The sequence below is a fragment of the Pseudomonas sp. Z003-0.4C(8344-21) genome, assembly GCF_900104975.1.
Taxonomy (GTDB): domain Bacteria; phylum Pseudomonadota; class Gammaproteobacteria; order Pseudomonadales; family Pseudomonadaceae; genus Aquipseudomonas; species Aquipseudomonas granadensis.
The window spans coordinates 751,267-776,107 of record NZ_LT629756.1; the positions used below are offsets into that span (position 1 = coordinate 751,267).

Sequence of the window (24,841 nt, forward strand, 5' to 3'; positions counted from 1 at the left end):
ATTCGATGGACGTGTTGAAAGGGCAAGACGCTCGAGGCCAGGTTTCGGATGAACGTCCGCACACTTGGGCCACGAAAGCGATCAGCGCGCCATTTCGGCAGGTTCGGGCTTTTTTCGGAGTGTCTTTATATCACCCGCCGGTCGGCTGCCAACTAACCGATTGGTCGGGTTCCGTGATGCCTTGTGTTCTTCTCTCGCACTGCCTGGAGCATTTGTGCCATGAGTTCTGCCTCGCTAATAAAGACCCCGCCCGAGAAGGTGACGGTCAACGGTTGGGTGTTCTACACCTCGACCGCGTTGATTCTGTTGTTGACCGCCATTCTGATCATCGCCCCGCAAGAGGCCGGCAGAGTGTTGGGTATCGCTCAGGCCTGGTTGTCGCGCAGCTTCGGCTGGTACTACATGGTGGTGATCGCCGCGTATCTGGTGTTCGTGGTCGGTCTGGCGTTTTCCTCGTATGGCAAACTCAAACTGGGCAGCAAGGACGACACCCCGGATTTCAGTTACGGCGCCTGGGCGGGGATGCTGTTCTCGTCGGGTATCGGCATTTCGCTGTTGTACTTCGGCGCGTCCGAGCCACTGGATCACTATTTCAATCCGCCGGAAGGCACGTCGGCCAGCAACCTCGCGGCGCGTCAGGCGGTGCAGCTGACCTTCCTGCATTGGGGCCTGCATGGCTGGGCGATCTACGCATTGGTCGGTCTGGCTGTTGCGTACTTTGCCTACCGGCATAACCAGCCGTTGGCCTTGCGTTCGGCGCTGTATCCGCTGGTCGGCGAGCGGTGGGTCAAAGGCGCGGCCGGTCATGCGGTGGACGGCTTCGGCATGTTCGTGACCCTGCTGGGTCTGGTGACCAACCTGGGTATCGGTTCGCTGCAAGTGTCGTCAGGGCTGGAAAACCTGTTCGGCATGGAGCACAGCAACACCAACCTGTTGATCGTGATCATCGTCATGAGCACCGTGGCGACCATCGCCGCCGTGTCCGGCGTGGAAAACGGCATCCGGCGTCTGTCCAACCTGAACATTGTTTTGTTCAGCGGCTTGCTGATCTTCGTGCTGCTGTTCGGCCCGACTCTGCACTTGCTCAATGGCTTCGTGCAGAACATCGGTGATTACCTGAACGGCGTGGTGCTGAAGACGTTCGACCTGTATGTCTATGAAGGCGACAACGCCAAGTCCGATCGCTGGCTGGGCCTGTGGACGCTGTTCTACTGGGCGTGGTGGATTTCCTGGGCGCCATTCGTGGGCATGTTCATCGCGCGGATTTCCCGTGGTCGCACCGTGCGTGAACTGGTTGCCGGCGTGCTGCTGATTCCGCTGGGCTTCACGTTGGCGTGGCTGTCGATCTTCGGTAATTCGGCACTGGATCTGGTGATGAACCACGGCGCGGTGGAGCTGGGCAAGACGGCGCTGGAACAGCCGTCGATGGCGATCTATCAATTGCTTGAGCATTACCCGGCGTCGAAGGTCGTGATCGGTGTGTCGATCTTCGTCGGCTTCGTGCTGTTCCTGACCCCGGCCGACTCCGGCGCGGTGATGATGGCGAATCTGTCTTGCAAGGGCGGCAACGTCGACGAAGATGCGCCGCACTGGCTGCGGATCTTCTGGTCGGTGGTGATCACTCTGGTGACCATCGGCCTGCTGTTCGCCGGTAACTTCGAGGCCATGCAGACCATGGTGGTGCTGGCTGGTTTGCCGTTCTCGGTTGTGCTGGTGTGCTTCATGTTCGGCCTGCACAAGGCGATGCGTCAGGACGTGCAGATCGAACAGGAGCAGGCGCAACTGGCCGAGCGTGGGCGCCGCGGTTTCAGCGAGCGGCTGACCCAGCTGGACCTGCAACCGAGCCAATCGGTGGTGCAGCGTTTCATGGACAAGCATGTGACACCGGCGCTGGAAGACGCAGCGGCGCAGTTACGCAATCAGGGTATTGAAGTGCAGACGCTACTGGGTAAAGCCAAGCGTTGCATGGGCGTGCGCGTCGAGATGGAAGAGGGCAACCCTTTCGTTTACGAGGTGAGCCTGGAAGGTTATCTGGCGACTCCGACTGAGTCAGCGCAATCGGATGAGGCGCGTCAGCGTTATTACCGGGCTGAGGTGTATCTGCACAACGGTAGCCAGGATTACGACTTGATGGGCTTTACGCCGGAGCAGATTACCCGGGATGTGCTGGATCAGTTTGAGAGTCATCGGCAGCTCCTTGGCCGGGTGTACAGCTAAAGTCAAAAGCCCCCTCATCGGAACGCCGCCCGCCCAGCCCTCTCCCTAAGGGAGAGGGGGAAAGGGAGCAGATCGGGGGCTTTTCAAGACCTGAGTTCGACTCGATTTCTCAGGTTGATGTAGCTCGAAAGTACAACTCGGTCGGTCCCCTCTCCCTCTGGGAGAGGGTTAGGGTGAGGGGCTTTTCCCTGACCCAATAAAAAGGGATCGCTCACCGCGATCCCTTTTTTTATCCCACTTGGCGCATTACCCCAGATTCTTGCCCAACAACGCGTGATACAACTCGCTGTCGCCCAGAATCCCCACCACATGATTGTCATCGTGCAGCACCAGCTTGTTGCCGGTCTGATAACGAATCTGCAGCGCGTCGCGCATGCCGATGTTGGAGTCCACCAGCGTTGGCTTGCGCTCGAGGCCTTCCACCGCTTGCCCTGGGGCCCAGTTCTGCAGGTTCAGCACCGAGCCATTCTGCCGCGCGCCCTTGATGGTGTTGCCTTCGGCCAGGTCCAGCCACGAATCGCCGCCCGGATCGAGGCACACCGAGCCGTTGATGCGTTTGCACTTGTCCAGCGTGCGCATCAGGCTGCGGCCGCAAAGCACGTTGAGCGGGTTGGTATGGGCGACGAAGGTGCGCACATAGTCATCCGCCGGGTTAAGGACGATTTCTTCCGGCACGCTGTACTGAATGATCCGCCCGTCCTTCATGATCGCGATGCGGCTGCCCAGTTTCAGGGCTTCATCAAGGTCGTGGCTGACAAACACGATGGTCTTGCTCAGCTTGCGTTGCAGCTCCAGCAGTTCATCCTGCAGGCCCTGACGGATCAGCGGGTCGAGGGCCGAGAACGGTTCGTCCATCAGCAGAATGTCGGCGTCCATCGCCAGCGCACGGGCAAGGCCAACGCGCTGCTGCATGCCGCCGGAGAGCTCATCAGGCTTCTTGTTGCGCCACTGCGTCAGGCCAACCAGTTCGAGTTTCTCATCGACCAGTTTCTTGCGTTCCTTCTCCGGTCGGCCCTGCATTTCCAGACCGAAACTGATGTTCTCGCGCACCGTCAGCCACGGCATCAGGGCGAACTTCTGAAACACCATGGCGATACGTTTGGTGCGCATCATTTTCAGCTCGGCCGGGGTGCACGAGGCGATGTCGATCTGGCGGTTTTCATGCTCGACGAACAGCTTGCCGCGGCTCACCGTGTTGAGGCCGTTGATGCAGCGCAGCAGGCTCGACTTGCCCGAGCCCGACAGGCCCATCAGCACGCAGATTTCGCCTTTATTGATATCCAGCGTGGCTTTTTCCACGCCGACGATCTGCCCGGTCTTCTTCAGGATCTCGTTGCGGGTCATGCCCTGGTCGAGCAGCTTGAGTGCCTCGCGCGGGTCCTTGGCGAAGATTACATCGACGTCTTCGAAGCGAATAATGCTCATGCGTCACCCCCTACTTTGGCGTCGGGTTGTTTGCAGATACGGTCGAGCATGATCGCCAGCAGTACGATCGCCAGGCCCGCTTCGAAGCCCAGCGCAATATCAGCAGTGTTCAGTGCGTTGACCACCGGTTTGCCGAGTCCGTCGGCGCCGACCAGTGCCGCGATCACCACCATCGACAGCGACAGCATGATGCACTGGGTGATGCCGGCGGCGATGCTCGGCATGGCGTGGGGCAGTTCGATCCGTGAGAGTAGCTGGCGACGCGAGCAGCCGAAGGCCTTGCCGGCGTCCATCAGTTCTTGCGGGACATCGCGGATGCCCAGGTAGGTCAGGCGGATCGGCGCGGCGATGGCGAAGACCACCGTCGAGATCAGGCCCGGTACCACACCCAGCCCGAAGAGGGTCAGGGTAGGAATGAGGTAAACGAAGGTCGGTACGGTCTGCATCAGATCGAGCACCGGCCGCATCATGGTGTAGAACATCGGTTTGTGCGCAGCGACGATGCCCAGCGGCACGCCGATCAATACGCAGACCAGGGTGGCGAACAGCACCTGGGCGAGGGTTTCCATGGTTTCCTGCCAGTACCCCAGGTTGAGGATCAGCAGGAACGAGGCGACCACGAACGCGGTCAGGCCCCACTTGCGTTGAATCAGATGGGCGATGATTGCGATCAAGCCAATCAAGACCAGTGGATTGAACCAGGTCAGCGCAAACGTCACGCCGTGGATCATCGTTTCCAGGGTCACGGCGATTGCGTCGAAGGTGTTGGCGCCGTGTTGCGTCAACCATTCGACGAAGCCCGCGATGTACTGGCCTAAAGGTATTTTCTGATCAATCAGCATGGTAGTGAACGTCCGCATGCAAGGAAATTAACAGCCCGGGCAGGCACGCCTGCCCGGCATAAGCGATGCCCCTCGGATCAAGGCGCGAGCTTGGCTTTCACGGCCTCCAGGCCTGGTTTTCCGTCAATGGTGGTCACGCCAGCGAGCCAGGTATCGAGCACCTGTGGATTCTTTTTCAGCCAGGCCTTGGCGGCCGCGTCAGGCTTCATCTTGTCGTCGAGGATGTTGCCCATCAGTTCACTTTCCATGTCGACGGTGAACTCCAGGTTCTTCAGCAACTGACCGACGTTGCTGCATTCTTCGGCGTAACCCTTGCGGGTGTTGGTGGCCACAGTGGCGGCACCGAAGTCGGGGCCGAAGAAGTCGTCGCCGCCGGTCAGGTATTGAATCTTGAAGCGCTTGTTCATCGGGTGCGGCGCCCAGCCGAGGAACACCACAGCGGTGTCGCGCTTCTGCGCACGGTCGACCTGCGAGAGCATGCCGGCTTCCGATGATTCGACCATTTTGAAACCGGCGGTTTTCAAACCGAAGGCGTCCTTGTCGATCATGCTCTGGATCAGCCGGTTGCCGTCGTTGCCCGGCTCGATGCCATAAATCTTGCCGTCGAGTTCTTTCTTGAACTTGGCGATGTCGGCGAAATCGTGCAGGCCTTTGTCATACAGGGCTTGCGGTACGGCGAGGGTGTACTTGGCGCCCTTGAGGTTGGTGCGCACGGTGTCCACGGTGCCGGCATCGCGATACGGCTTGATGTCGTTTTCCATGGTCGGCATCCAGTTGCCGAGGAACACGTCCATGTTCTTGCCGTCGGCCAGCGACTTGTAGGTCACGGGTACGGAGATCATGGTGGTCTTGGTCTTGTAGCCGAGGGCGTTGAGGACAACGGAGGTGGTGGCGGTGGTCGCGGTGATGTCGGTCCAGCCGACATCGGAGAAGTTAACGAGGCTGCACTGTGCCGGTTCTGCGGCTTGCGCCAGTAGCGGCAGACTCAGCAGGGCGGCCAACAACAACGACGGGGAACCTTTCATGGATGGACTCCTTGGTGTTTTTTTTGGCAGTGTTCCGACTGTGGACCACCGCACTTATGGGTTGCGGTTGGGTGGCGTTCTGAAGACAGCTCTACCGCAGCGCCTGGCAATCGAGTCATCCCGATCATGTACCAGTGAAAATCTGACGCCTACAGGGAGGGTCGTATCCAGTACAGGGATGGTCGCTTCCAGTGTCGGTGACGTCGCTTACAGCTTTTTTCCGCCCTCGATGGCCTTCTGATCTGCATAAAAACGGCGCATTTGCGGGGCGAAAACGTAACGGCGCTGCTGGACATGAGTGCGTCGGTGTCAGACGCCGTGCGCGCCGACAAAAGCCCGATGATGCCGGCATTCGGCGGATCGCAGCTTGAGCGTAGCAGCTCCGCCAGCGGGCGCTTTTGCCGCCCGGACCGGTATTCTCAGGAGCTCTGCAGCAATGGCTATCAGCGTTTTCGACCTGTTCAAAATCGGCATCGGCCCTTCCAGTTCCCATACCGTGGGGCCGATGCGCGCCGCGGCATTGTTCGTCGAGGCGTTGCGCGACAAGCATCAGCTGGAGCAGGTGCGGCGCATCGAGGTGCAACTGTTCGGTTCGCTGTCGGCCACCGGCGTCGGTCACGGCAGCGATAACGCAGTGATCATGGGCCTGATGGGCGAATGGCCGGACGCCATTGACCCGGCGCAGATCGGCCCGCGTATTCAGGCGCTGCGTGAAACCGACACGCTTCTATTGGCTGGTCGCCTGCCGGTGCCGTTTGTCTGGGCGCGCGACATGCGCCTGATCGATGAAAACCTGCCGTTCCATCCCAATGCCATGACCATCGTTGCCGAGGGCGATCACGGTGAATTGCATCGCGACACCTACTATTCGGTGGGTGGCGGTTTTGTCGTTGATGAGGCACAGGCCAGCAGCGGTGTGGTCGATCTCGACCGCACTGAATTGCCCTACGACTTCTCCAGCGCGGTCGAGCTGCTGGAACTGTGCAAGAAGCACAACCTGCGGGTTGCCGAACTGATGATGGCCAACGAAAAAGTCTGGCGCAGTGAAGAAGAAATCCGCGCCGGGCTGATGAAGCTGTGGCGGGCGATGCAGAATTGCGTCGAGCAAGGCCTCAAGCACGAAGGTATCTTGCCCGGCGGCTTGAATGTGCGGCGGCGCGCGGCGAAGTTGCACCGCAGTCTGCAGGAGCTGAACAAACCCAATGTCATCGGCTCGACGCTGAGCGCGATGGAATGGGTCAACCTGTTCGCGTTGGCGGTCAACGAAGAGAATGCCGCCGGTGGGCGCATGGTCACGGCGCCGACCAACGGCGCGGCGGGAATCATCCCGGCGGTGTTGCATTACTTTATGAAGTTCAGCGAGGCGGTCACCGACGCCAATGTTGTCGACTACTTCCTCGGCGCGGCGGCAGTGGGCATCTTGTGCAAAAAGAACGCTTCGATCTCTGGTGCGGAAGTTGGGTGCCAGGGTGAAGTCGGTTCGGCCTGCGCGATGGCCGCGGCGGGGCTGGCGGAGATTCTTGGCGCGACGCCTGAGCAGCTATGCAATGCGGCGGAGATTGGCCTGGAACATAACCTAGGCCTGACCTGCGATCCGGTCGGTGGTCTGGTTCAGGTGCCGTGCATCGAGCGCAATGCGATTGCCGCGGTGAAAGCGATCAACGCGGCGCAGATGGCGCTGCGTGGTGATGGTCAGCACTTTATTTCCCTGGACCGGGTGATCCGCACCATGCGTGATACCGGTGCGGATATGCATGACAAATATAAAGAAACTTCGCGCGGTGGGTTGGCGGTCAGTGCGGTTGAGTGCTGAAACCGAGTTGGCCCCGATCGCGAGCAGGCTCACTCCTACAGTTTGAAATGCGTTCTCCTGTAGGAGTGAGCCTGCTCGCGATGGGGCCAGACCAGTCAAAACTGCTCAGCAAACGAACACCATAATTCAACCGCGCCACCTTTTGGCGCGTCGCAATCAGATAAGAGCGGTTGTCAGTCGTGACCGCTGAGTCTCTAATCGACCGTCCATCGCCTGTGCTTGCGGTGACACTCCGTGCAAATCCCCCGCAGGCCAGTTCCCACAAGTGCTACCGATCTGCTCACAGGTCGCAGGGCAGGGCCCTGTCCGCGCTTGATGGCACTTCGAAATGCCACATTCGCAAGTCTCGAATAGACACGTCGGCAGGTCGTTTTCAGGAGTTATTGAATGGCCGTCCAATTTTAGGCATGGCAATTGCTCTGTCATAACAAAGCCTGCTTCTCTCGTGAGACCGCCGGCAATAACAAGAGCCTCCGCCTGAGGCCATCACCCGCTTTGTGTGAGGAGATACCGCGATGACGTCGTTCAACTCCGGGGCCCAACCCCAGAACCGTGCGCCTCAATCCATCGGCTTTCTGCTGCTGGACAATTTCACGCTGATTTCTCTGGCGTCCGCAGTTGAACCGCTGCGCATGGCCAACCAGTTGTCCGGTCGCGAGCTGTATCGCTGGAGCACCCTCACTGTCGACGGTGGCCAGGTCTGGGCCAGTGACGGGCTGCAAATCACCCCCGACGCCTCCATGCACAAAGCTCCGCCACTGGACATTGTAATCGTCTGCGGCGGCGTCGGCATTCAACGCACCGTGACCCGGGAACATGTGTCCTGGTTGCAAAGCCAGGCGCGCCAGTCCAAGCGTCTTGGCGCGGTGTGTACCGGTAGCTGGGCGCTGGCCTGCGCCGGCCTGCTCGACGGTTTCGATTGCAGCGTGCACTGGGAATGTCTGGCGGCGATGCAGGAAGCCTTCCCACGTGTCGCCATGAGTACGCGACTGTTCACCCTCGACCGTAACCGTTTCACCAGCTCCGGTGGCACCGCGCCGCTGGACATGATGCTGCACCTGATCAGCCGCGATCACGGCCGCGAGCTGTCGGCGGCGATCTCGGAAATGTTCGTCTACGAGCGCATCCGCAACGAGCAGGATCACCAGCGCGTGCCGCTCAAGCACATGCTCGGCACCAACCAGCCGAAGTTGCAGGAAATCGTCGCGCTGATGGAAGCCAACCTGGAAGAGCCGATCGATCTGGATGAACTGGCGGTGTATGTCGCGGTGTCGCGTCGGCAGCTGGAGCGGCTGTTCCAGAAATACCTGCACTGCTCGCCGTCACGTTATTACTTGAAGCTGCGGCTGATCCGCGCCCGGCAACTGCTCAAGCAGACGCCGATGTCGATCATCGAAGTGGCGTCGGTGTGCGGTTTCGTCTCGACCCCGCACTTCTCCAAGTGCTACCGCGAATATTTCGGCATTCCACCGCGTGACGAACGCGTAGGCTCCAACACCACCCAGCAAGTGGCGATGCTGCCGCTGCCGCAGGCGATTGTGATGTCGCCGCTGTCGGGACCGATGTCGGCGTTGAGTCAGGCGCGCAATGAATCGACGTTTGCCAGCGTAAGGCTGTAGACCGCGTCAGCTTCATCGCTGGCAAGCCAGCTCCCACAGGGTCTGTGCAGTACACAAATGTTGTGTCGGTCCGGATCACTGTGGGAGCTGGCTTGCCAGCGATGGCGGCCTGTCAGGCGCTGTGGGATTGCTGGTAATCCGAGAGGGCCGGCAACAATTGCTTGTCGATCGCCTGACGCACGGCCGGCTGAATGCTCGCGCCGCTGGTGTACATGTCCTTGACCATCTTGCGCAGTTCAAAGGCGCGCACGTTGTCCAGCCCGCGCACTGCACACTCGCAGGCCTGTTCGGCGGTGGTGCCGCTCGGCACCTGGATGCCCAACGCCTTGAGCTGGCCCAACAGGTCTTCCTGATCAATCAAATCGGCGTACATCATCACGCAAATCCTTCTGTGGCATCGGAGGTCTGGCCCGATTCTGGTGGCCCCGACCGGAGGCGGCAAGGGCGTTTTGTCGCAGTGGCCGGGACGACTATGAACAGGTCGTTTTCGGCTAACCGACGAAAATGTCGACTAGGCACACTGGCCTCAGCTCGCTTCACGAAGGTTTGGTCACCCTCGCCTGGCAGCTTCTCGACAGTACCCTCCTCAGCTCCGATCCTGTCACGGCTTGATCGGGGTTTTTTTGTCTGTGAATCAGAAATGTCCAGGTTGTCTGTGCTGACGCCATCGCTGGCAAGCCAGCTCCCACAGGGTCTACCGCTGCAATACCAGAATCCGTGACAACAACTCATCCCGGTCGACATAGCAGCCCTGAAAATGCCGCGCTCCGGTCCCTGGATCAAAGGCATTGCGCGCATGCAGCGTGCGGCGGTTATCGAAGCACCACAGCTCACCTGGATTGAGCCGCTGCATCAGTCGAAACCGCGGCTCGCGGGTCATCGCGATAAACCGTCGATAGGCGCGATACAGCAACGGCATCTGCTCAACTGAAGTCTCAAATGCCCCGCGCAAGAAGTTCGCCATGCGAATCTCTACGACCCGCCCCAATGCATCCAGGGCAATGATCGGGGCCAGGCAGCGGTAGTCGCTGTGACGGTCCTTGTTGCGAAACTCCACGGGGATTTCGCACAGCGCCTGAAACAGCGGCGGATCCTCCTGGCGCAAGGCATCGGCGATCGCAAAGCCGTCGACGAAAATACTTTCGCCACCCTCGGCGTCATTCACCAGGCAATGCAGAAACTGCAGCCCCGGTTGCAGCTCGCGGGTGGGCAGGTCGGTGTGCAGCGGCAAGTTGAAGGCGGTGTAGGCGTTGCTGTCGGCGTCCGCTTTGGATTGCACGTTGAACAGCACACCGAAATTGCTTTCGCGGATGAAGGAGATCCGCTGGGCGATGAGTTTCAGCGAACCGGGTTCGGTGGACACGCCGCGCACCTGGGTCAGGCCAATGTCACGCACGGCGAGCAACCACTGCAGCAGGGCGGTGTTGTCGTTCATCAGCGCTGAATATTCGAACACCGGCAATTGCAGATCGTTGCGCCAAAGAAAAGGCTTGGGTTTCGCGGCGAGTCGTTCAGCGCGAGACTCGTCGTCGTAGGCGTGAGCACGCAACCAGCCTGGATCGAAACGGCTGAGGTGGCCATCGGTCCAGTCGATGCGCAGGCAGCCTTCGGTGTCAACGTAGGCGGCGCTCGGTTGCAGTTCGTCAGGCGCATCGACAATCTCGTACACCTGCTCTCGAGTCACGCTGTAGACGCACTGCTGGCACGGGCAGTTGTCTCGCAGCCAGACGTGATGAAACGGGCTGACGCGGCCGTCAGCCCATTTGATGACAACCCGATCCGCCAGACCCTGCACGCCACTCAGCGCGCTGATCAACGGATAAGTACGGAAATCGGCAACAGCGGCAGCGGTGTGCATGGCGGCTCCTGATGATCGAGGGATTTACCGGGCGGGCGGCAGCGCAATCACGCGGCCGACGTAAGCAGGAGCGGGCAGGTCCCGCTGCTCGGCGACGATGCTTTGCAGGTGACTCAAGGTCTCGGCACTGAATGGCGCCGAACGTGGCCCGGCGAGGTCGACGTGCAGCAGCATCTGTTCGTTGCCGGCCAGTTCCTGCGCATCACCGACCTTGTGCAGGCTGTGATAGAGGTGCAGGCGTTTGTTGTCGTGGCCGATGATCTGCGTACGCACTTCGACCTCGGTGTCGAGCTTCACTTCGTGCAGGTAATTGAGGTGCAGTTCGAGGGTGAACAGCGAATGGCCGCTGGCTTCGCGGTTGTTGCTGTCCATACCGAGACGGTCCATCAGGGCGTCGGTGGCGTAGCTGAAGATCAGCAGGTAGAAGGCATCGCGCAGGTGGCCGTTATAGTCGACCCACTCGGGGATGATTCTGGTTTGGTAGGTGGTGAGGTGGGGCATTGATTTTGGTTCCGGCAGTTAATGGGTCGTTAAGGTCAAAAGCTACCCCCTCACCCCAGCCCTCTCCCCCTAGGGGGAGAGGGGGAAAGGGAGCCGATCTTCAGGCTTTTCAAGTCGTGAGTTCGACTCAGTAGTGCTAATCGGCGTAGCTCGAACATCCAACCCGGTCAGTCCCCTCTCCCTCAGGGAGAGGGTTAGGGTGAGGGCAGCAGTGTCATGCCATATGCATTACTCGCTGAAACTCATCCCATGCTTCTCTTTGGTGGTTTTCACCGCCTCAAGCACCGCGAGCAAACAATCATCACGATAGCGCTCCAGCGCCGAAATACTGTGTCGGCCCAGTTGATCAGTGGTGCCATCAACGACATCATCGATCAGCTTGTCAGTCAGCTCCGGTGCCTGCAGATAAGTCCACGGCAATTGCAACGCCGGGCCGAACTGCGACATGAAGTGGCGCATGCCGGCATCACCCCCGGCCAGGGTGTACGTCAGGAAAGTACCCATGAACGACCACCGCAACCCTGCGCCAAAGCGGATCGCGTCGTCGATCTCGCCGGTGGTCGCCACGCCGTCGTTGACCAGGTGCAACGCTTCGCGCCACAGCGCTTCGAGCAGGCGGTCGGCAATGAAGCCCGGCACTTCCTTGCGCACATGCAACGGACGCATGCCGAGGGATTCGTAGACTTGCATCGCCGCCTGAACGGCCTCGGGCGCGGTGTTCTTGCCGCCCACCACTTCCACCAGCGGCAGCAGATACACCGGGTTGAACGGATGCCCGACCACGCAACGTTCAGGGTGCGTCGAACTCTCGTAGAACTCGCTCGGCAGCAGGCCCGAGGTGCTCGAACCGATCAGCGCATTGGGTTTGGCCGCTGCGCTGATCTTGCTGTGCAGATCGAGTTTCAGTTCCAGCCGCTCGGGGGCGCTTTCCTGAATGAAGTCGGCGTCGCGCACGCATTCTTCGATGGTCGCGACAAAGCGGAGGCGATCCTGCGAAGCGCCCGGCGCCAAGCCGTTTTTCTCCAGCGCCCCCCAGGCATTGGCCACGCGTTTGCGCAATGCGGCTTCGGCGCCCGGTGCCGGGTCCCAGGCCACTACGTCGAGACCGTGGGCGAGGGCGCGGGCGATCCAGCCGCTGCCGATGACACCGCTGCCAAGGGCGGCGAAGGTTTTGATTTCGGTGATAAAGCGCATGGTGGATTTCCTGAAATTGGCTCGAAATCTGTAGGAGTGAGTCTGCTCGCGATAGCGGTTGTTCTACCGCTGGAGATGCTTCGGATGTACCGACGCCATCGCGAGCAGGCTCACTCCTACAAGGGAAATGGGTGTTCATTAGCCGCGCTGGGTCAGGCCCATCTTTTTTCGGCCTTCGGCCGGCGTAAGCACGCGGGCGCCGAGGCGGCTGAGGATTTCGCTGGCGCGTTCGACCAGTTGGCCGTTGGTCGCCAGCACGCCCTTGTCCAGCCACAGGTTGTCTTCCAGGCCGACCCGCACGTTGCCGCCGAGCAGCACCGCTTGCGCCGCCATCGGCATCTGCATGCGGCCGATGCCGAAACCGGCCCACACCGCGTCGGCCGGCAGGTTGTCGACCATGGCTTTCATGGTGGTGGTGTCGGCCGGCGCGCCCCACGGAATGCCCAGGCACAGCTGGAACAGCGGGTTGTCGAGCAAGCCTTCCTTGATCAGTTGCTTGGCGAACCACAGATGACCAGTGTCGAAAATCTCCAGTTCGGCCTTCACGCCCAATTCAGTGATGCGCTTGGCGCCGGCGCGCAGTTGCGCCGGGGTGGACACGTAAATGGTGTCGCCGTCGCCGAAGTTCAGGGTGCCGCAATCGAGGGTGCAGATTTCCGGCAGCAATTCTTCAACATGGGCCAGCCGGGTCAGCGGGCCGACCAGATCGGTGTTCGGACCGAACTCCATCGGGTTTTCGCCGGCACCGATTTCCAGGTCACCGCCCATGCCGGCAGTGAGGTTGACGATGATGTCGACGTCCGCCTCGCGGATGCGCTCCATCACTTCGCGGTACAGCGCGACGTCACGGCTGAACTTGCCGGTCTGCGGATCGCGCACATGGCAGTGCACGACGGTGGCGCCGGCCTTGGCGGCTTCGACGGCGGCGGCAGCGATCTGTTTCGGGGTGACCGGCACGTGCGGGCTCTTGGCGGTCGTGTCGCCAGCACCGGTGAGTGCGCAGGTGATGATGACGTCGTGGTTCATGGTGCGGTTTCCTTGGGGCGTGATGGGTCTGTCCGCAGCCCTGTTCGGGGCTGCGTAGCGTCGTTAAATCCCCTCTCCCTATGGGAGAGGGTCAGGGTGAGGGGCTTTTCAAAAGAGGCTTATTTGCTGGTCAGCTGCAGGTTTTCAGCGGCCGGTTTGCCGTCGAAGGTAGTCACCCCTTCGAGCCAGCGCTGCTTGTCTTCCGGGTGATCCTTGAGCCATTGCTTTGCCGATTCGAAGGCGTCTTTATGATCGAGCAGCGGCTGCATCATCCGGCTCTCGTCTTCGGCGGTGAAAGTCAGGTTGGTCAGCAGGCGGCCGATATTCGGGCACTGCTCGGCGTATTTCGGTGCCGTGACGGTCCAGACCGTGGCCATGCCTTCGTTCGGGCCGAGGGCGTCTTCGCTGCCGGTCAGATAAGTCATCTGAATGTTGACGTTCATCGGGTGCGGCGCCCAGCCGAAGAACACCACGGCTTCCTTGCGGCGCACCGCGCGATCGACGGCGGCGAGCATGCCGGCCTCGCTCGATTCCACCAGCTGGAACTTGCCGAGGCCGAACTGGTTCTTGGCGATCATTGCCTTGATCTGCGTATTGGCGCCCGAGCCCGGCTCGATGCCGTAGATCTTGCCGCCCAGTTCCTTCTGAAATTTGGCGATGTCGGCAAAGGTTTTCAGACCCTTGTCAGCCAGATACGTCGGCACCGCGAGAGTGGCGCGGGCGTCTTTCAGGCTTGGCGCTTCAAGCACCTTGACCTGGTTGGCCTCGACGAACGGGGTGATGGTCTGGGTCATCAGCGGGTTCCAGTAACCGAGGAACAGGTCCAGGCGCTGATCGCGAATCCCGGCGAAGATGATCTGCTGGGAGGCGCTGGTCTGTTTGGTGCTGTAGCCGAGGCCGTCGAGCAGGACCTGGGTCATGGCACTGGTGGCGATTACGTCAGTCCAGTTGACCACGCCCATGCGCACGTTCTTGCAGGACGCCGGTTCGGCCGCCATGACGCCGGTGCTCAAAAAAGCGGTACCGCTGAGTGCAAGAACGCAGCTGCTGATCAGTCGTTTCATGTCGGGTTCCTCGGCAGTTCGATTATTGTGGTTTCCGGCATCTGGCGCGCCGGTGGTGCCAAGTTACGCAGCAACGGCCCGGTAAAAGCGCACTGCGGCGACTGGCATTTGCACTGTAGCGACCTGCACGCTTGAATGCCGCCGGCAAACGGCGTATCAACGAGCCACGCGTCCGCCAACCGAGTGCGCCCATGTCCCAGGATTTCTACTTTTTGCTGATGCCGGGGTTCTCCGCCATTGGCTTTATTTCAGCAATCGAACCGTTGCGCGTGGCCAATCGCTTTCGTGGCGAGCTGTATCGCTGGCATGTGCTCAGCGCCGACGGCGGGCCGGTACTGGCAAGCAATGGCATGTCGGTCAACGCCGATGCCGCGCTGGAGCCGCTGAAGAAAGGTGCAACGTTGCTGGTGGTGGCCGGCTTCGAACCGCTGAAGTTCATCACGCCGACGCTGGAGCACTGGTTGCGTCGGCTGGACAACGACGGTGTGACGCTCGGTGGCATCGACACCGGTAGCTTCGTCCTCGCCGAAGCAGGGCTGCTCGACGGGCACCGCCTGACGCTGCACTGGGAGGCGATCGATGCGTTCAAGGAATCTTATCCACAGCTGAGCGTGACCCAGGAGCTGTTCGAGATTGATCGGCGGCGGATCACTTCGGCGGGTGGCACGGCCTCGATTGATCTGATGCTCGACCTGATTGCCCAGGCCCACGGCCCGCAACTGGCGATTCAGGTCAGCGAGCAATTCGTGCTCGGGCGCATCCGCCCGCGCAAAGACCACCAGCGCATGGAAGTCGCCACGCGCTACGGCATCAGTAACAAGAAACTGGTGCAAGTGATCGGCGAGATGGAACAGCACAGCGAACCACCGCTGACCACGCTGCAACTGGCGGAATCGATCAAGGTTACCCGGCGGCAGCTGGAGCGCTTGTTTCGGCTGCATCTGAACGACACGCCGAGCAATTTCTATCTGCGGTTAAGGCTTGAGAAGGCGCGGCAGCTGTTACGCCAGACCGACATGAGCGTGCTCGAAGTGAGCATTGCCTGTGGCTTCGAGTCGCCGTCGTACTTCACCCGCAGCTACCGCGCAAAATTCGCCCGCTGCCCGCGCGAAGACCGGCGTACCGCACAGGCCTGAATGGCTTCCGCAACGCCATAGAATCCTGTGGGAGCGGGCTTGCCCGCGATGAGGTCGGCACATCCAACATTAGTATTGCCTGACAGTCCGTCATCGCGGGCAAGCCCGCTCCCACAGGTTCCAATGTGATTTCGGCAATCGGGTTACCTCTTCACCAACGCCGAACATGCCGCTTTGTAAGCCTCATGCTGATACTTGTTCAGCGTCCCCGGCAGTTCGAAATTGTGCTTCTTGGCCTGCGCATTGATCGTCTGCGGCGACAGCAGCGTCACCTCACACCCGTCCAGCAGCTGAAACACGCCTTCAATCTTGAACGTCGTCGGCCCACCGGCAAACTCGCCTTTTTTGCTGCGCTTCTTGATCGCAATCCGGTCCACCGAATTCTCTCGCACAAAAGACGCCACCTGCGCCGCGAACAGCTTCACGTTGGCCGCTTCGTCATCGTCATCGAGGGCAATTTTTTTCGTGGCAAGGGGAACGTGGCTCAAGGCCGAGCCGTCGAGAGCGGCCACGGCGATGATCGCTTCGCTGCCTTTGATTTCGATGCCGCAGATGTTCATGGGAATCCTTAGACTGACTTAAGAGGTTCAGCTTACAGCTCAAACACTCATTCCTGCCCGATCGACTCCAAAAACTCCGACCGTTCATCACTCATCCGCGCCACACAATCATTCTGCGCAATTGTGAAAGCCTTGCTGCCAGCCGTCGCCGGGAATGCTTCAACTGCGCAATCGGCGTCCCGCGTCTTCAACCACTGCTGCTGGGCGGTCTTCAACTTGGCGGTGATGTCGGCCAGTTGCGTCGGGTTCTTGCCGTACGCAGTCTGCATGCGTTCGTTGAGGCTGGCGTAGTTGTCCTTGAGCAGGTCTTCGGCGGTGGTGCGGCTGTAGGCGGAGCATTCCAGGGTCTGGATGTCGTTTTCCACCGCGTCGCATGGGTTGTTCTCGGATTCTTCGGCGGCGTGGGCGCCGGTCGCAATCAGTGCCAGGGCGAGGAGGATCGATTTCATTGGGGTCGCTCTAATCCGTTGGTGTGTGCAGGCTGCGGCAGATTCTGGCGCAAGCATGCGAGCTTGAACAGGTAGCTGATCGGAGCGGCACACGACCCTTTGTCGCGGATTGACGCTTTCGGCAATTCCCCTGTCGTTTTTGCACCCGGTCGCCCCGACACCTAGGCATATGCTGGCCCCAAAGCGCCGGCAGACGATTCGGCGCATGAATCGCCAACAAGGGGACGCCTGATGAGCCCAGCCGAATTACACGCCGACAGCATCGTTATCGACGGTCTGATCATTGCCAAATGGAACCGCGAGCTGTTCGAAGACATGCGCAAGGGCGGTCTGACGGCGGCCAACTGCACTGTGTCGGTGTGGGAAGGCTTTCAGGCGACCGTGAACAACATCGCCGCCAGCCAGAAGCTGATCCGCGAGAACAGCGACCTGGTGATGCCGGTGCGCACCACCGCCGACATCCGTCGTGCCAAGGAACAGGGCAAGACCGGCATTCTCTTCGGCTTCCAGAACGCCCACGCTTTCGAAGACCAGATCGGCTATGTCGAGGTGTTCAAGCAGCTCGGCGTCGGCATCGTGCAGATGTGCTACAACACCCAGAATCTGGTCGGCACCGGTTGCTACGAGCGTGACGGCGGCCTGTCGGGCTTCGGCCGCGAGATCGTCGCCGAGATGAACCGCGTCGGCGTCATGTGCGACCTGTCTCACGTCGGCTCCAAGACCTCCGAAGAAGTCATTCTCGAATCGAAAAAACCGGTGTGCTACTCGCACTGCCTGCCGTCGGGGCTCAAAGAACACCCGCGCAACAAGTCCGATGCAGAACTCAAATTCATTGCCGACCACGGCGGCTTCGTCGGCGTGACCATGTTCGCGCCGTTCCTCGCCAAGGGCATCGATTCGACCATCGACGATTATGCCGAAGCGATTGAATACACCATGAACATCGTCGGCGAAGACGCCATCGGCATCGGCACCGACTTCACTCAGGGCCACGGCCAGGACTTCTTCGAATACCTGACCCACGACAAGGGCTACGCCCGCCGCCTGACCAGCTTCGGCAAGATCATCAACCCGCTGGGCATCCGCACCGTCGGCGAATTCCCCAACCTCACCGAAACCCTGCTCAAGCGCGGCCATTCCGAACGCGTGGTGCGCAAGATCATGGGCGAGAACTGGGTCAACGTCCTGAAAGACGTCTGGGGCGAATAGCGCTTTCTCAAGACCGCCGCCGATCTGCCCCCTCTCCTGAGGGAGAGGGCTGGGGTGAGGGCCGCGGCCAACACTGAACCATCATTTTTCTGGAGTTAAGTTTCCATGGCCAAGATCGCCCCGCAATTGCCTATCGAAGTCGACAGCGAGACCGGTGTCTGGACCTCCGACGCCCTGCCGATGCTCTACGTGCCACGGCACTTTTTCGTCAATAACCACATGGGCATCGAAGAAGTATTGGGTGCTGATGCCTACGCCGAAATCCTCTACAAGGCCGGCTACAAATCCGCCTGGCACTGGTGTGAAAAAGAAGCTGAATGCCACGGACTTGAAGGCGTTGCGGTGTTCGAACACTACATGAAACGCCTGTCGCAACGCGGCTGGGGTCTGTTCAAGATTCAGGACATCGACCTCGACAAAGGCACCGCCAGCGTCAAGCTCGAGCACTCGGCGTTTGTCTACGTCTATGGCAAGGTCGGGCGCAAGGTCGATTACATGTTCACCGGCTGGTTTGCCGGCGCCATGGACCAGATCCTCGAAGCCCGTGGCAGCAAGATTCGTACTGTGGCCGAACAAGTCTACGGAGGCTCCGAAGAGGGCCACGATGACGGCCTGTTCACCGTCAAGCCGTTGTAAGCCGAGGACCGTGAAATGGCTTTCGAAGCAATGTTCCAGCCGATCCAGATCGGCAAACTGACCATCCGCAACCGCGTGCTCAGCACCGCGCACGCCGAGGTCTACGCGACTGACGGCGGCATGACCACCGACCGCTACGTCAAGTATTACGAAGAGAAGGCCAAGGGCGGCATCGGCCTGGCCATCTGCGGCGGTTCGTCCGTGGTGGCGATCGACAGCCCGCAGGAGTGGTGGAGTTCGGTCAACCTGTCCACCGACCGGATCATTCCGCATTTCCAGAATCTGGCCGACGCCATGCACAAGCATGGCGCCAAGATCATGATCCAGATTACCCACATGGGCCGGCGCTCGCGCTGGGACGGTTTCAACTGGCCGACCTTGATGTCGCCGTCGGGCATCCGTGAACCGGTGCACCGCGCCACCTGCAAGACCATCGAGCCGGAAGAAATCTGGCGGGTGATCGGCAACTATGCCCAGGCCGCGCGCCGGGCCAAGGCCGGTGGCCTCGATGGCGTCGAGTTGTCGGCCGTGCACCAGCACATGATCGACCAGTTCTGGAGCCCGCGCGTCAACAAGCGCACCGACGAATGGGGCGGCAGCTTCGAAGGACGGATGAAGTTCGGTCTCGAAGTACTGAAAGCCGTACGCGCCGAGGTCGGTGACGACTTCTGCGTGGGCATGCGCCTGTGCGGTGACGAGTTTCATCCGGACGGCTTGTCCCACGAGGACATGAAGCAGATCGCCAAGTATTACGACGACACCGGCATGCTCGATTTCATCGGCGTGGTCGGCTCGGGTTGCGACACTCACAACACCCTGGCCAACGTCATTCCGAACATGAGTTATCCACCGGAGCCGTTCCTGCACCTGGCTGCCGGGATCAAGGAAGTGGTCAAGGTGCCGGTGCTGCACGCGCAGAACATCAAGGACCCGAACCAGGCCACGCGAATTCTCGAGGGCGGTTACGTCGACATGGTCGGCATGACACGCGCGCACATCGCTGACCCGCACCTGATCGCCAAGATCAAGATGGGCCAGATCGATCAGATCAAGCAGTGCGTCGGCGCCAACTATTGCATCGACCGTCAGTATCAGGGTCTGGACGTGCTGTGCATCCAGAACGCCGCGACTTCCCGTGAATACATGGGCGTGCCGCACATCATCGAGAAATCCACCGGGCCGAAACGCAAAGTGGTGATCGTCGGTGCCGGCCCGGCCGGGATGGAAGCCGCACGGGTGGCTGCCGAGCGTGGCCACGACGTGACACTGTTTGAGAAAAAAGAATTCATCGGCGGGCAGATCACGACCGCGTCGAAAGCACCGCAGCGCGACCAGATCGCCGGCATCACCCGCTGGTTCCAGCTGGAACTGGCGCGGTTGAAAGTCGATCTGCGCCTGGGCGTAGCGGCGGATGCGCCAACCATCATGGACCTGCGTCCGGACGTGGTGGTGCTGGCGGTCGGCGGACATCCGTATCTTGAGCAGAACGAGCACTGGGGCGCCGCCGAAGGGCTGGTGGTCAGCAGCTGGGACGTGCTCGACGGCAAGGTCGCGCCGGGCAAGAACGTGCTGGTCTACGACACCATTTGCGAATTTACCGGCATGTCGGTCGCCGACTTCCTCGCCGACAAGGGCAGCCAGGTCGAGATCGTCACCGACGACATCAAACCGGGCGTGGCCATTGGCGGTACGTCGTTCCCGACCTACTACCGCAGCATGTATCCGAAAGAAGTGATCATGACCGGCGACATGATGCTGGAGAAGGTCTACCGCGAAGGCGACAAGCTGGTGGCGGTGCTGGAGAACGAGTACACCGGCGCGAAAGAGGAGCGGGTGGTCGATCAGGTGGTCGTCGAAAACGGCGTGCGCCCGGACGAGGAAATCTACTACGCCCTCAAGGACGGCTCGCGCAACAAGGGCCAGATCGACGTCGAAGCGCTGTTCGCGATCCAGCCCCAGCCTTCGCTGAGCGAGGCGGGCGACGGCTACTTGCTGTTCCGCATCGGCGACTGCGTGGCGCAGCGTAATACCCACGCCGCCATTTACGACGCACTTCGGCTCTGTAAGGATTTTTGACGGCTCAGCTGCAAGCCACAAGCTGCAAGCTGCAAGTAAAAGCACAGCCGGTCCATGCTGCTCTTTCTTGCCGCTTGTAGCTTGCAGCTTGCCGCTCGCCAGAGGTGACTCTGATGTTGAACACCCTTCTTCCAATCCTGTTGTTCGCAGCCATCGGCCTTGCGGTCCTCGGCGCGCTGCGGCGGATGAACATGTGGCGTCGTGGCCGGGCGGTGAAGGTCGATCTGCTCGGCGGTCTGCTGGCCATGCCCAAGCGCTACATGGTCGACCTGCACCACGTCGTGGCGCGGGACAAATACATCGCCAACACCCACGTCGCCACGGCCGGCGGTGCGGTGGCGTCGATTGTGCTGGCGATTCTGGTGCACGGTTTCGGCCTGCATAACCGCATCCTCGGCTACGCCTTGCTGCTGATGTCGGCGGTGATGTTCGTCGGTGCAATCTTCATGTACCTGCGTCGTCGTAATCCGCCAGCGCGCTTGTCGAAAGGCCCGTGGATGCGCCTGCCGAAAAGCCTGCTGGCGTTTTCCGCGTCGTTCTTTCTGGTGACCTTGCCGGTGGCCGGGATCCTGCCGGAGAACTTCGGCGGTTGGGTGCTCGCCGCCATTCTCGGTGTTGGCGTGCTGTGGGGCGTGTCGGAACTGTTCTTCGGCATGACTTGGGGCGGGCCGATGAAGCACGCCTTCGCCGGCGCGCTGCATCTGGCCTGGCACCGTCGCCCGGAACGCTTTGGCGGTGGTCGCTCGACCGGTTTGAAAGCGCTGGACCTGAGCAATCCAGACGCACCGCTGGGTGTGGAAAAACCCAGGGATTTCACTTGGAACCAGTTGCTCGGTTTTGATGCGTGTGTGCAGTGCGGCAAATGTGAAGCCGCGTGCCCGGCGTTCGCCGCCGGCCAGCCGCTGAACCCGAAAAAACTGATTCAGGACATGGTTGTCGGTCTCGCCGGTGGCACCGATGCCAAATTCGCTGGCAGTCCGTATCCGGGTAAGCCCGTGGGCGAACATGGCGGCAATCCGCATCAGCCGATCGTCAACGGTCTGGTCGATGCCGAAACCCTGTGGTCGTGCACCACCTGCCGCGCCTGCGTCGAGGAATGCCCGATGATGATCGAGCACGTCGATGCGATCGTCGACATGCGCCGCCACCTGACCCTGGAAAAAGGTGCGACGCCGAACAAGGGCGCCGAAGTCCTCGAAAACCTCATTGCAACCGACAACCCCGGCGGCTTCGCCCCGGGCGGGCGGATGAACTGGGCAGCCGATCTGAACCTCCATCTGCTCAGCGAGAAGAAAACCACCGACGTGCTGTTCTGGGTCGGCGATGGCGCCTTCGACATGCGCAACCAGCGCACCTTGCGTGCCTTCGTCAAAGTGCTGAAAGCGGCGAAAACCGACTTCGCCGTGCTCGGCCTCGAGGAGCGCGACAGCGGCGACGTGGCGCGGCGGCTCGGTGACGAAGCGACCTTCCAGTTGCTCGCCAAGCGCAATATCCAGACCTTGGCCAAATACAGCTTCAACCGCATCGTCACCTGCGATCCGCACAGTTTCCATGTGCTGAAAAACGAGTACGGCGCCTTCGACGGCCATTATCTGGTGCAGCACCACAGCACCTACATGGCCGAGATCATCCAGGCTGGCGCGCTCAACCTCGGTCAGCACAAAGGCAGCTGCGTGACCTATCACGACCCGTGCTACCTGGGCCGCTACAACGGCGAATACGAAGCACCGCGCGAAGTGCTGCGTGCGCTCGGCATCGAAGTCAAAGAGATGCAGCGTTCCGGTTTCCGTTCGCGCTGCTGCGGCGGTGGCGGTGGCGCGCCGATCACTGATATTCCGGGCAAGCAGCGCATTCCCGACATGCGCATGGACGACATCCGCGAGACCGGCGCCGAACTGGTGGCCGTGGGTTGTCCACAGTGCACCGCGATGCTCGAAGGCGTGGTCGAACCGCGTCCGCTGATCAAGGACATTGCCGAACTGGTGGCCGATGCGTTGCTCGAAGACGCCGCGCCGAGCAAACCGGCGATACCGGCCAAACGTGAACCTGCGGAGGTGCATTGATGAGCGACATTATCCGCCGCGACCCGCGCGCCGAATGGATCGCGCGTAACCGCCTGCATCCGCTGCACGCGGCGATGCAACCGGCGCAACACAACTGGATGGGACCTAACGGCATTATCCGCAAGAATCTGCACGGCATCGGTTTTATCGGCCCCAACGGCATCAAACGCATTGACCGCAGCGGCGCGCAGCAGGGCGGGGCGGTCAAGCGTTCGGCCGCGGTTGAGGTGCAATTGCCGTTACATCAGGTACCAGCGCCGGCGTTCTACATCTGCGTGGTGCCGGACATGGTTGGCGGCCGCTTGAGCAGCCACGACCGCGATCTGCTGGGCCTCGCTCATCAACTGGCCGGCACGGACGGCGCGGTGTTGGCGGTGGTGTTTGGCGAGCATAAGGAAAGCACTTTTGAAACCGCCGGCGTCGATCGCTTGCTGGTACTTGAAGGCGACGAATTCAGCGGTTATGCACCGGAACAACGGGTGCAAGGGCTGCGGGCTGTGGATAACCAGTTCAATCCGCGCCACTGGTTGCTGCCGGACAGTCGTAGCGGTGGTGGCGAACTCGGCCGACGCTTTGCTGCAGCGCTGGGCGAACGCCCGGCAACGCGGGTCTGGCAAGTGAAGGACCAGGAATGCATCGGCCGCGCTGGCGCCGGGTTGCAGGACTTGGCCCGTCCGGTCGAGCGGTTGATCCTGGCGGCGGCCGAATGCGCCGAACCGGTCAGCGAAACCCGTCACGAAGCACTGCCGGTAGAGTTATCCACAAGCGTGGCGCGCAGCCTGGCGCGAATCGAAGATCTCGGTGCGGTGGCGGTGGACCCGGGCGCGATTCCGATGGCCGAAGCCGAATTCATTTTCTCCGGTGGCAACGGCGTGAAGGACTGGGCGCTGTTCCACGAAACAGCCGCTGCACTCGGCGCCACCGAGGGCGCGTCGCGGGTCGCCGTGGACGATGGTTTCATGGCCCGTGATCGCCAGGTCGGTGCGTCCGGCACCTGGGTCACCGCGCGGGTGTATGTCGCCGTGGGTATCTCCGGGGCGATCCAGCACCTGCAAGGCATCGGCGCCTGCGACAAGGTGGTGGCGATCAACCTCGATCCGGGTTGCGACATGATCAAGCGTGCCGACCTTTCGGTAATCGGCGAAAGCGCAGAGATTCTGCAAGCGTTGATTGAAGCGGTCGCGGCTTACCGCAACGACGCCAAGCGCGATGCGGCTTAAGGAAACCCTATGAACACGAACGTTATCAGTCTGGTCTCGATTGGCGCCCATCCTACCTCCGGCCGGCCACGGCGCGCCGAACAGGACGCCCGCGCGGTCGAGCTGGGCCTGCAACTGGCTGGGGATAACCTGCAAGTGCTGCACGCCGGCGACATCGCCGAACCGGCCCTGCGCGCGTATCTGGGCATGGGTCTTGAGCAGATGCACGTGCTGGAACAACCGGCTGGCGCCGATGCGTTGCCGGCGCTGACCGCATACCTGCGTGATGCAGGTGCGCAGGTGGTATTGACCGGCAGCCAGGCGGAAACCGGCGAAGGTTCGGGGATGTTGCCGTTTCTGCTCGCCGAAGGCCTGGGCTGGCCACTGGTGGTCGGGCTGGCACAGGTGGAGTCGATCAACGAGGGCTCGGCACTGGTGCTGCAAGCGTTGCCGCGTGGGCAGCGTCGACGCTTGAAGGTGAAGCTGCCGTTTCTGGCGACTGTGGATAACGCTGGGCCGAAACCTCGGCAGAGTGCTTATGGGCCGGCGCGACGGGGCGAGTTGCAGGCCAATGAAGTCGAGGTGGTGGACGACCAACTCCTGGCCGTCGCCACGCTGCAGCCTGCCAAGCCACGGCCCAAGCGTTTGAAAGTGATCAAGGCCAAGAGCGGGGCTGACCGGATGAAGGCTGCCACGGCGAAGGCCAGTGGTGGCGGTGGGCAGGTTTTGAAAGGTGTTACCGCGCAGGCGGGTGCCGAAGCCATCCTCAAATTGCTGATCGAAGAGGGTGTGGTGCGCTGAAAAGCCCCTCACCCTAGCCCTCTCCCGGAGGGAGAGGGGACCTACCGTGGTGAATTGGCCAATTACATCGACCTGCGACGTTGCGATGGCCTTGGTTTGGCCAAACTGAGACCGCCTCGATCGTTCTG

At 61.1% G+C, this 24,841-nt stretch carries 21 protein-coding genes; 10 read left to right on the plus strand and 11 right to left on the minus strand.

From position 1 onward, the window contains the following. Nucleotides 1–276 precede the first annotated feature (276 nt). Nucleotides 277–2,217, plus strand: a complete 1,941-nt coding sequence (locus tag BLU24_RS03455) for a BCCT family transporter (protein ID WP_231990216.1) — start codon at nt 277–279, stop codon at nt 2,215–2,217. 246 nt (nt 2,218–2,463) lie between these two features. Here the strand turns inward: BLU24_RS03455 and choV are convergent, their stop codons facing one another. The 3 genes from choV to BLU24_RS03470 form a co-directional block, all read right to left on the minus strand. Continuing rightward, nucleotides 2,464–3,642, minus strand: coding sequence for a choline ABC transporter ATP-binding protein (choV, locus tag BLU24_RS03460; protein WP_090287012.1), 1,179 nt, complete (start codon nt 3,640–3,642; stop codon nt 2,464–2,466). Next, nucleotides 3,639–4,484, minus strand: coding sequence for a choline ABC transporter permease subunit (gene choW, locus BLU24_RS03465; RefSeq protein WP_016772805.1), 846 nt, complete (start codon nt 4,482–4,484; stop codon nt 3,639–3,641). Before choW ends, choV begins: the two co-directional genes overlap by 4 nt. 77 nt (nt 4,485–4,561) lie before the next feature. Further along, nucleotides 4,562–5,509 carry a choline ABC transporter substrate-binding protein gene (locus tag BLU24_RS03470; RefSeq protein ID WP_090287010.1) on the minus strand — a complete coding sequence of 316 codons (948 nt, stop codon included), beginning with the start codon at nt 5,507–5,509 and terminating at the stop codon, nt 4,562–4,564. Between the two features lie 436 nt (nt 5,510–5,945). On the opposite strand from BLU24_RS03470, the gene BLU24_RS03475 reads away from it, so the two are divergent. After that, entirely contained in the window at nt 5,946–7,322 is a 1,377-nt protein-coding gene (locus BLU24_RS03475) for an L-serine ammonia-lyase (RefSeq protein WP_093097572.1), read from the plus strand. A gap of 515 nt (nt 7,323–7,837) precedes the next feature. Further along, nucleotides 7,838–8,941, plus strand: a complete 1,104-nt coding sequence (locus BLU24_RS03480) for a GlxA family transcriptional regulator (protein ID WP_090287006.1) — start codon at nt 7,838–7,840, stop codon at nt 8,939–8,941. Nucleotides 8,942–9,053: 112 nt separating this feature from the next. Here BLU24_RS03480 and BLU24_RS03485 read toward each other — a convergent pair whose 3' ends face one another. The 6 genes from BLU24_RS03485 to BLU24_RS03510 all read right to left on the minus strand — a co-directional run bounded on the left by BLU24_RS03485 (nt 9,054) and on the right by BLU24_RS03510 (nt 14,584). Beyond that, entirely contained in the window at nt 9,054–9,317 is a 264-nt protein-coding gene (locus BLU24_RS03485; protein WP_016772808.1) for a hypothetical protein, read from the minus strand. A gap of 318 nt (nt 9,318–9,635) precedes the next feature. Beyond that, a complete protein-coding gene (locus tag BLU24_RS03490) occupies nt 9,636–10,799 on the minus strand; it encodes a gamma-butyrobetaine dioxygenase (RefSeq protein ID WP_093097575.1) in 1,164 nt (387 codons plus the stop codon). A 24-nt stretch (nt 10,800–10,823) separates the two neighbouring features. Continuing rightward, complete coding sequence (locus BLU24_RS03495; RefSeq protein ID WP_093097578.1) at nt 10,824–11,300, minus strand: thioesterase family protein; 477 nt, start codon at nt 11,298–11,300, stop codon at nt 10,824–10,826. Between the two features lie 228 nt (nt 11,301–11,528). Then, nucleotides 11,529–12,494 (minus strand): L-carnitine dehydrogenase, encoded by a 966-nt coding sequence (locus BLU24_RS03500; protein WP_093097580.1) that lies wholly within the window; start codon nt 12,492–12,494, stop codon nt 11,529–11,531. Nucleotides 12,495–12,632: 138 nt separating this feature from the next. Further along, nucleotides 12,633–13,520 carry a 3-keto-5-aminohexanoate cleavage protein gene (locus BLU24_RS03505; RefSeq protein ID WP_093097582.1) on the minus strand — a complete coding sequence of 296 codons (888 nt, stop codon included), beginning with the start codon at nt 13,518–13,520 and terminating at the stop codon, nt 12,633–12,635. Between the two features lie 119 nt (nt 13,521–13,639). After that, nucleotides 13,640–14,584 carry a choline ABC transporter substrate-binding protein gene (locus BLU24_RS03510; RefSeq protein WP_093097584.1) on the minus strand — a complete coding sequence of 315 codons (945 nt, stop codon included), beginning with the start codon at nt 14,582–14,584 and terminating at the stop codon, nt 13,640–13,642. A 191-nt stretch (nt 14,585–14,775) separates the two neighbouring features. Here BLU24_RS03510 and BLU24_RS03515 point away from each other — a divergent pair, with 191 nt between their 5' ends. Then, the gene (locus tag BLU24_RS03515) at nt 14,776–15,720 is read left to right on the plus strand and encodes a GlxA family transcriptional regulator (protein WP_093097587.1); all 945 of its coding nucleotides are present in this window, start codon (nt 14,776–14,778) and stop codon (nt 15,718–15,720) included. Nucleotides 15,721–15,863: 143 nt separating this feature from the next. Here BLU24_RS03515 and BLU24_RS03520 read toward each other — a convergent pair whose 3' ends face one another. Together BLU24_RS03520 and BLU24_RS03525 are read right to left on the minus strand one after the other, a co-directional pair. Next, nucleotides 15,864–16,280: a DUF3010 family protein gene (locus BLU24_RS03520; protein WP_093097589.1), complete on the minus strand. Its 417-nt coding sequence runs from the start codon at nt 16,278–16,280 to the stop codon at nt 15,864–15,866. 47 nt (nt 16,281–16,327) lie between these two features. Further along, complete coding sequence (locus tag BLU24_RS03525; protein WP_093106410.1) at nt 16,328–16,729, minus strand: lysozyme inhibitor LprI family protein; 402 nt, start codon at nt 16,727–16,729, stop codon at nt 16,328–16,330. A 231-nt stretch (nt 16,730–16,960) separates the two neighbouring features. Here BLU24_RS03525 and BLU24_RS03530 point away from each other — a divergent pair, with 231 nt between their 5' ends. The 6 genes from BLU24_RS03530 (at nt 16,961) to etfB (ending at nt 24,713) form a co-directional block, all read left to right on the plus strand. Next, the gene (locus BLU24_RS03530) at nt 16,961–17,938 is read left to right on the plus strand and encodes a dipeptidase (RefSeq protein ID WP_007962626.1); all 978 of its coding nucleotides are present in this window, start codon (nt 16,961–16,963) and stop codon (nt 17,936–17,938) included. Between the two features lie 105 nt (nt 17,939–18,043). Further along, nucleotides 18,044–18,574, plus strand: coding sequence for a DUF5943 domain-containing protein (locus BLU24_RS03535; protein WP_005792152.1), 531 nt, complete (start codon nt 18,044–18,046; stop codon nt 18,572–18,574). Nucleotides 18,575–18,589: 15 nt separating this feature from the next. Then, nucleotides 18,590–20,650 carry a dimethylglycine demethylation protein DgcA gene (dgcA, locus tag BLU24_RS03540; RefSeq protein ID WP_093097591.1) on the plus strand — a complete coding sequence of 687 codons (2,061 nt, stop codon included), beginning with the start codon at nt 18,590–18,592 and terminating at the stop codon, nt 20,648–20,650. A gap of 113 nt (nt 20,651–20,763) precedes the next feature. Next, entirely contained in the window at nt 20,764–22,713 is a 1,950-nt protein-coding gene (gene dgcB, locus BLU24_RS03545; protein ID WP_093097593.1) for a dimethylglycine demethylation protein DgcB, read from the plus strand. Further along, the gene (gene etfA / locus BLU24_RS03550) at nt 22,713–23,933 is read left to right on the plus strand and encodes an electron transfer flavoprotein subunit alpha (protein WP_093097596.1); all 1,221 of its coding nucleotides are present in this window, start codon (nt 22,713–22,715) and stop codon (nt 23,931–23,933) included. The genes dgcB and etfA overlap by 1 nt, the downstream gene beginning before the upstream one ends. Before the next feature lie 9 nt (nt 23,934–23,942). After that, nucleotides 23,943–24,713, plus strand: a complete 771-nt coding sequence (etfB, locus tag BLU24_RS03555) for an electron transfer flavoprotein subunit beta (protein ID WP_093097598.1) — start codon at nt 23,943–23,945, stop codon at nt 24,711–24,713. Nucleotides 24,714–24,841 lie beyond the last annotated feature (128 nt).

Excerpts from the sequence above, each read along its gene's own strand:
- choV (WP_090287012.1), bottom strand. The coding sequence starts at position 3,642 with ATGAGCATTATTCGCTTCGAAGACGTCGATGTAATCTTCGCCAAGGAC.
- choW (WP_016772805.1), bottom strand. The coding sequence starts at position 4,484 with ATGCTGATTGATCAGAAAATACCTTTAGGCCAGTACATCGCGGGCTTC.
- BLU24_RS03470 (WP_090287010.1), bottom strand. The coding sequence starts at position 5,509 with ATGAAAGGTTCCCCGTCGTTGTTGTTGGCCGCCCTGCTGAGTCTGCCG.
- BLU24_RS03475 (WP_093097572.1), top strand. The coding sequence starts at position 5,946 with ATGGCTATCAGCGTTTTCGACCTGTTCAAAATCGGCATCGGCCCTTCC.
- BLU24_RS03480 (WP_090287006.1), top strand. The coding sequence starts at position 7,838 with ATGACGTCGTTCAACTCCGGGGCCCAACCCCAGAACCGTGCGCCTCAA.
- BLU24_RS03485 (WP_016772808.1), bottom strand. The coding sequence starts at position 9,317 with ATGATGTACGCCGATTTGATTGATCAGGAAGACCTGTTGGGCCAGCTC.
- BLU24_RS03490 (WP_093097575.1), bottom strand. The coding sequence starts at position 10,799 with ATGCACACCGCTGCCGCTGTTGCCGATTTCCGTACTTATCCGTTGATC.
- BLU24_RS03495 (WP_093097578.1), bottom strand. The coding sequence starts at position 11,300 with ATGCCCCACCTCACCACCTACCAAACCAGAATCATCCCCGAGTGGGTC.
- BLU24_RS03500 (WP_093097580.1), bottom strand. The coding sequence starts at position 12,494 with ATGCGCTTTATCACCGAAATCAAAACCTTCGCCGCCCTTGGCAGCGGT.
- BLU24_RS03505 (WP_093097582.1), bottom strand. The coding sequence starts at position 13,520 with ATGAACCACGACGTCATCATCACCTGCGCACTCACCGGTGCTGGCGAC.
- BLU24_RS03510 (WP_093097584.1), bottom strand. The coding sequence starts at position 14,584 with ATGAAACGACTGATCAGCAGCTGCGTTCTTGCACTCAGCGGTACCGCT.
- BLU24_RS03515 (WP_093097587.1), top strand. The coding sequence starts at position 14,776 with ATGTCCCAGGATTTCTACTTTTTGCTGATGCCGGGGTTCTCCGCCATT.
- BLU24_RS03520 (WP_093097589.1), bottom strand. The coding sequence starts at position 16,280 with ATGAACATCTGCGGCATCGAAATCAAAGGCAGCGAAGCGATCATCGCC.
- BLU24_RS03525 (WP_093106410.1), bottom strand. The coding sequence starts at position 16,729 with ATGAAATCGATCCTCCTCGCCCTGGCACTGATTGCGACCGGCGCCCAC.
- BLU24_RS03530 (WP_007962626.1), top strand. The coding sequence starts at position 16,961 with ATGAGCCCAGCCGAATTACACGCCGACAGCATCGTTATCGACGGTCTG.
- BLU24_RS03535 (WP_005792152.1), top strand. The coding sequence starts at position 18,044 with ATGGCCAAGATCGCCCCGCAATTGCCTATCGAAGTCGACAGCGAGACC.
- dgcA (WP_093097591.1), top strand. The coding sequence starts at position 18,590 with ATGGCTTTCGAAGCAATGTTCCAGCCGATCCAGATCGGCAAACTGACC.
- dgcB (WP_093097593.1), top strand. The coding sequence starts at position 20,764 with ATGTTGAACACCCTTCTTCCAATCCTGTTGTTCGCAGCCATCGGCCTT.
- etfA (WP_093097596.1), top strand. The coding sequence starts at position 22,713 with ATGAGCGACATTATCCGCCGCGACCCGCGCGCCGAATGGATCGCGCGT.
- etfB (WP_093097598.1), top strand. The coding sequence starts at position 23,943 with ATGAACACGAACGTTATCAGTCTGGTCTCGATTGGCGCCCATCCTACC.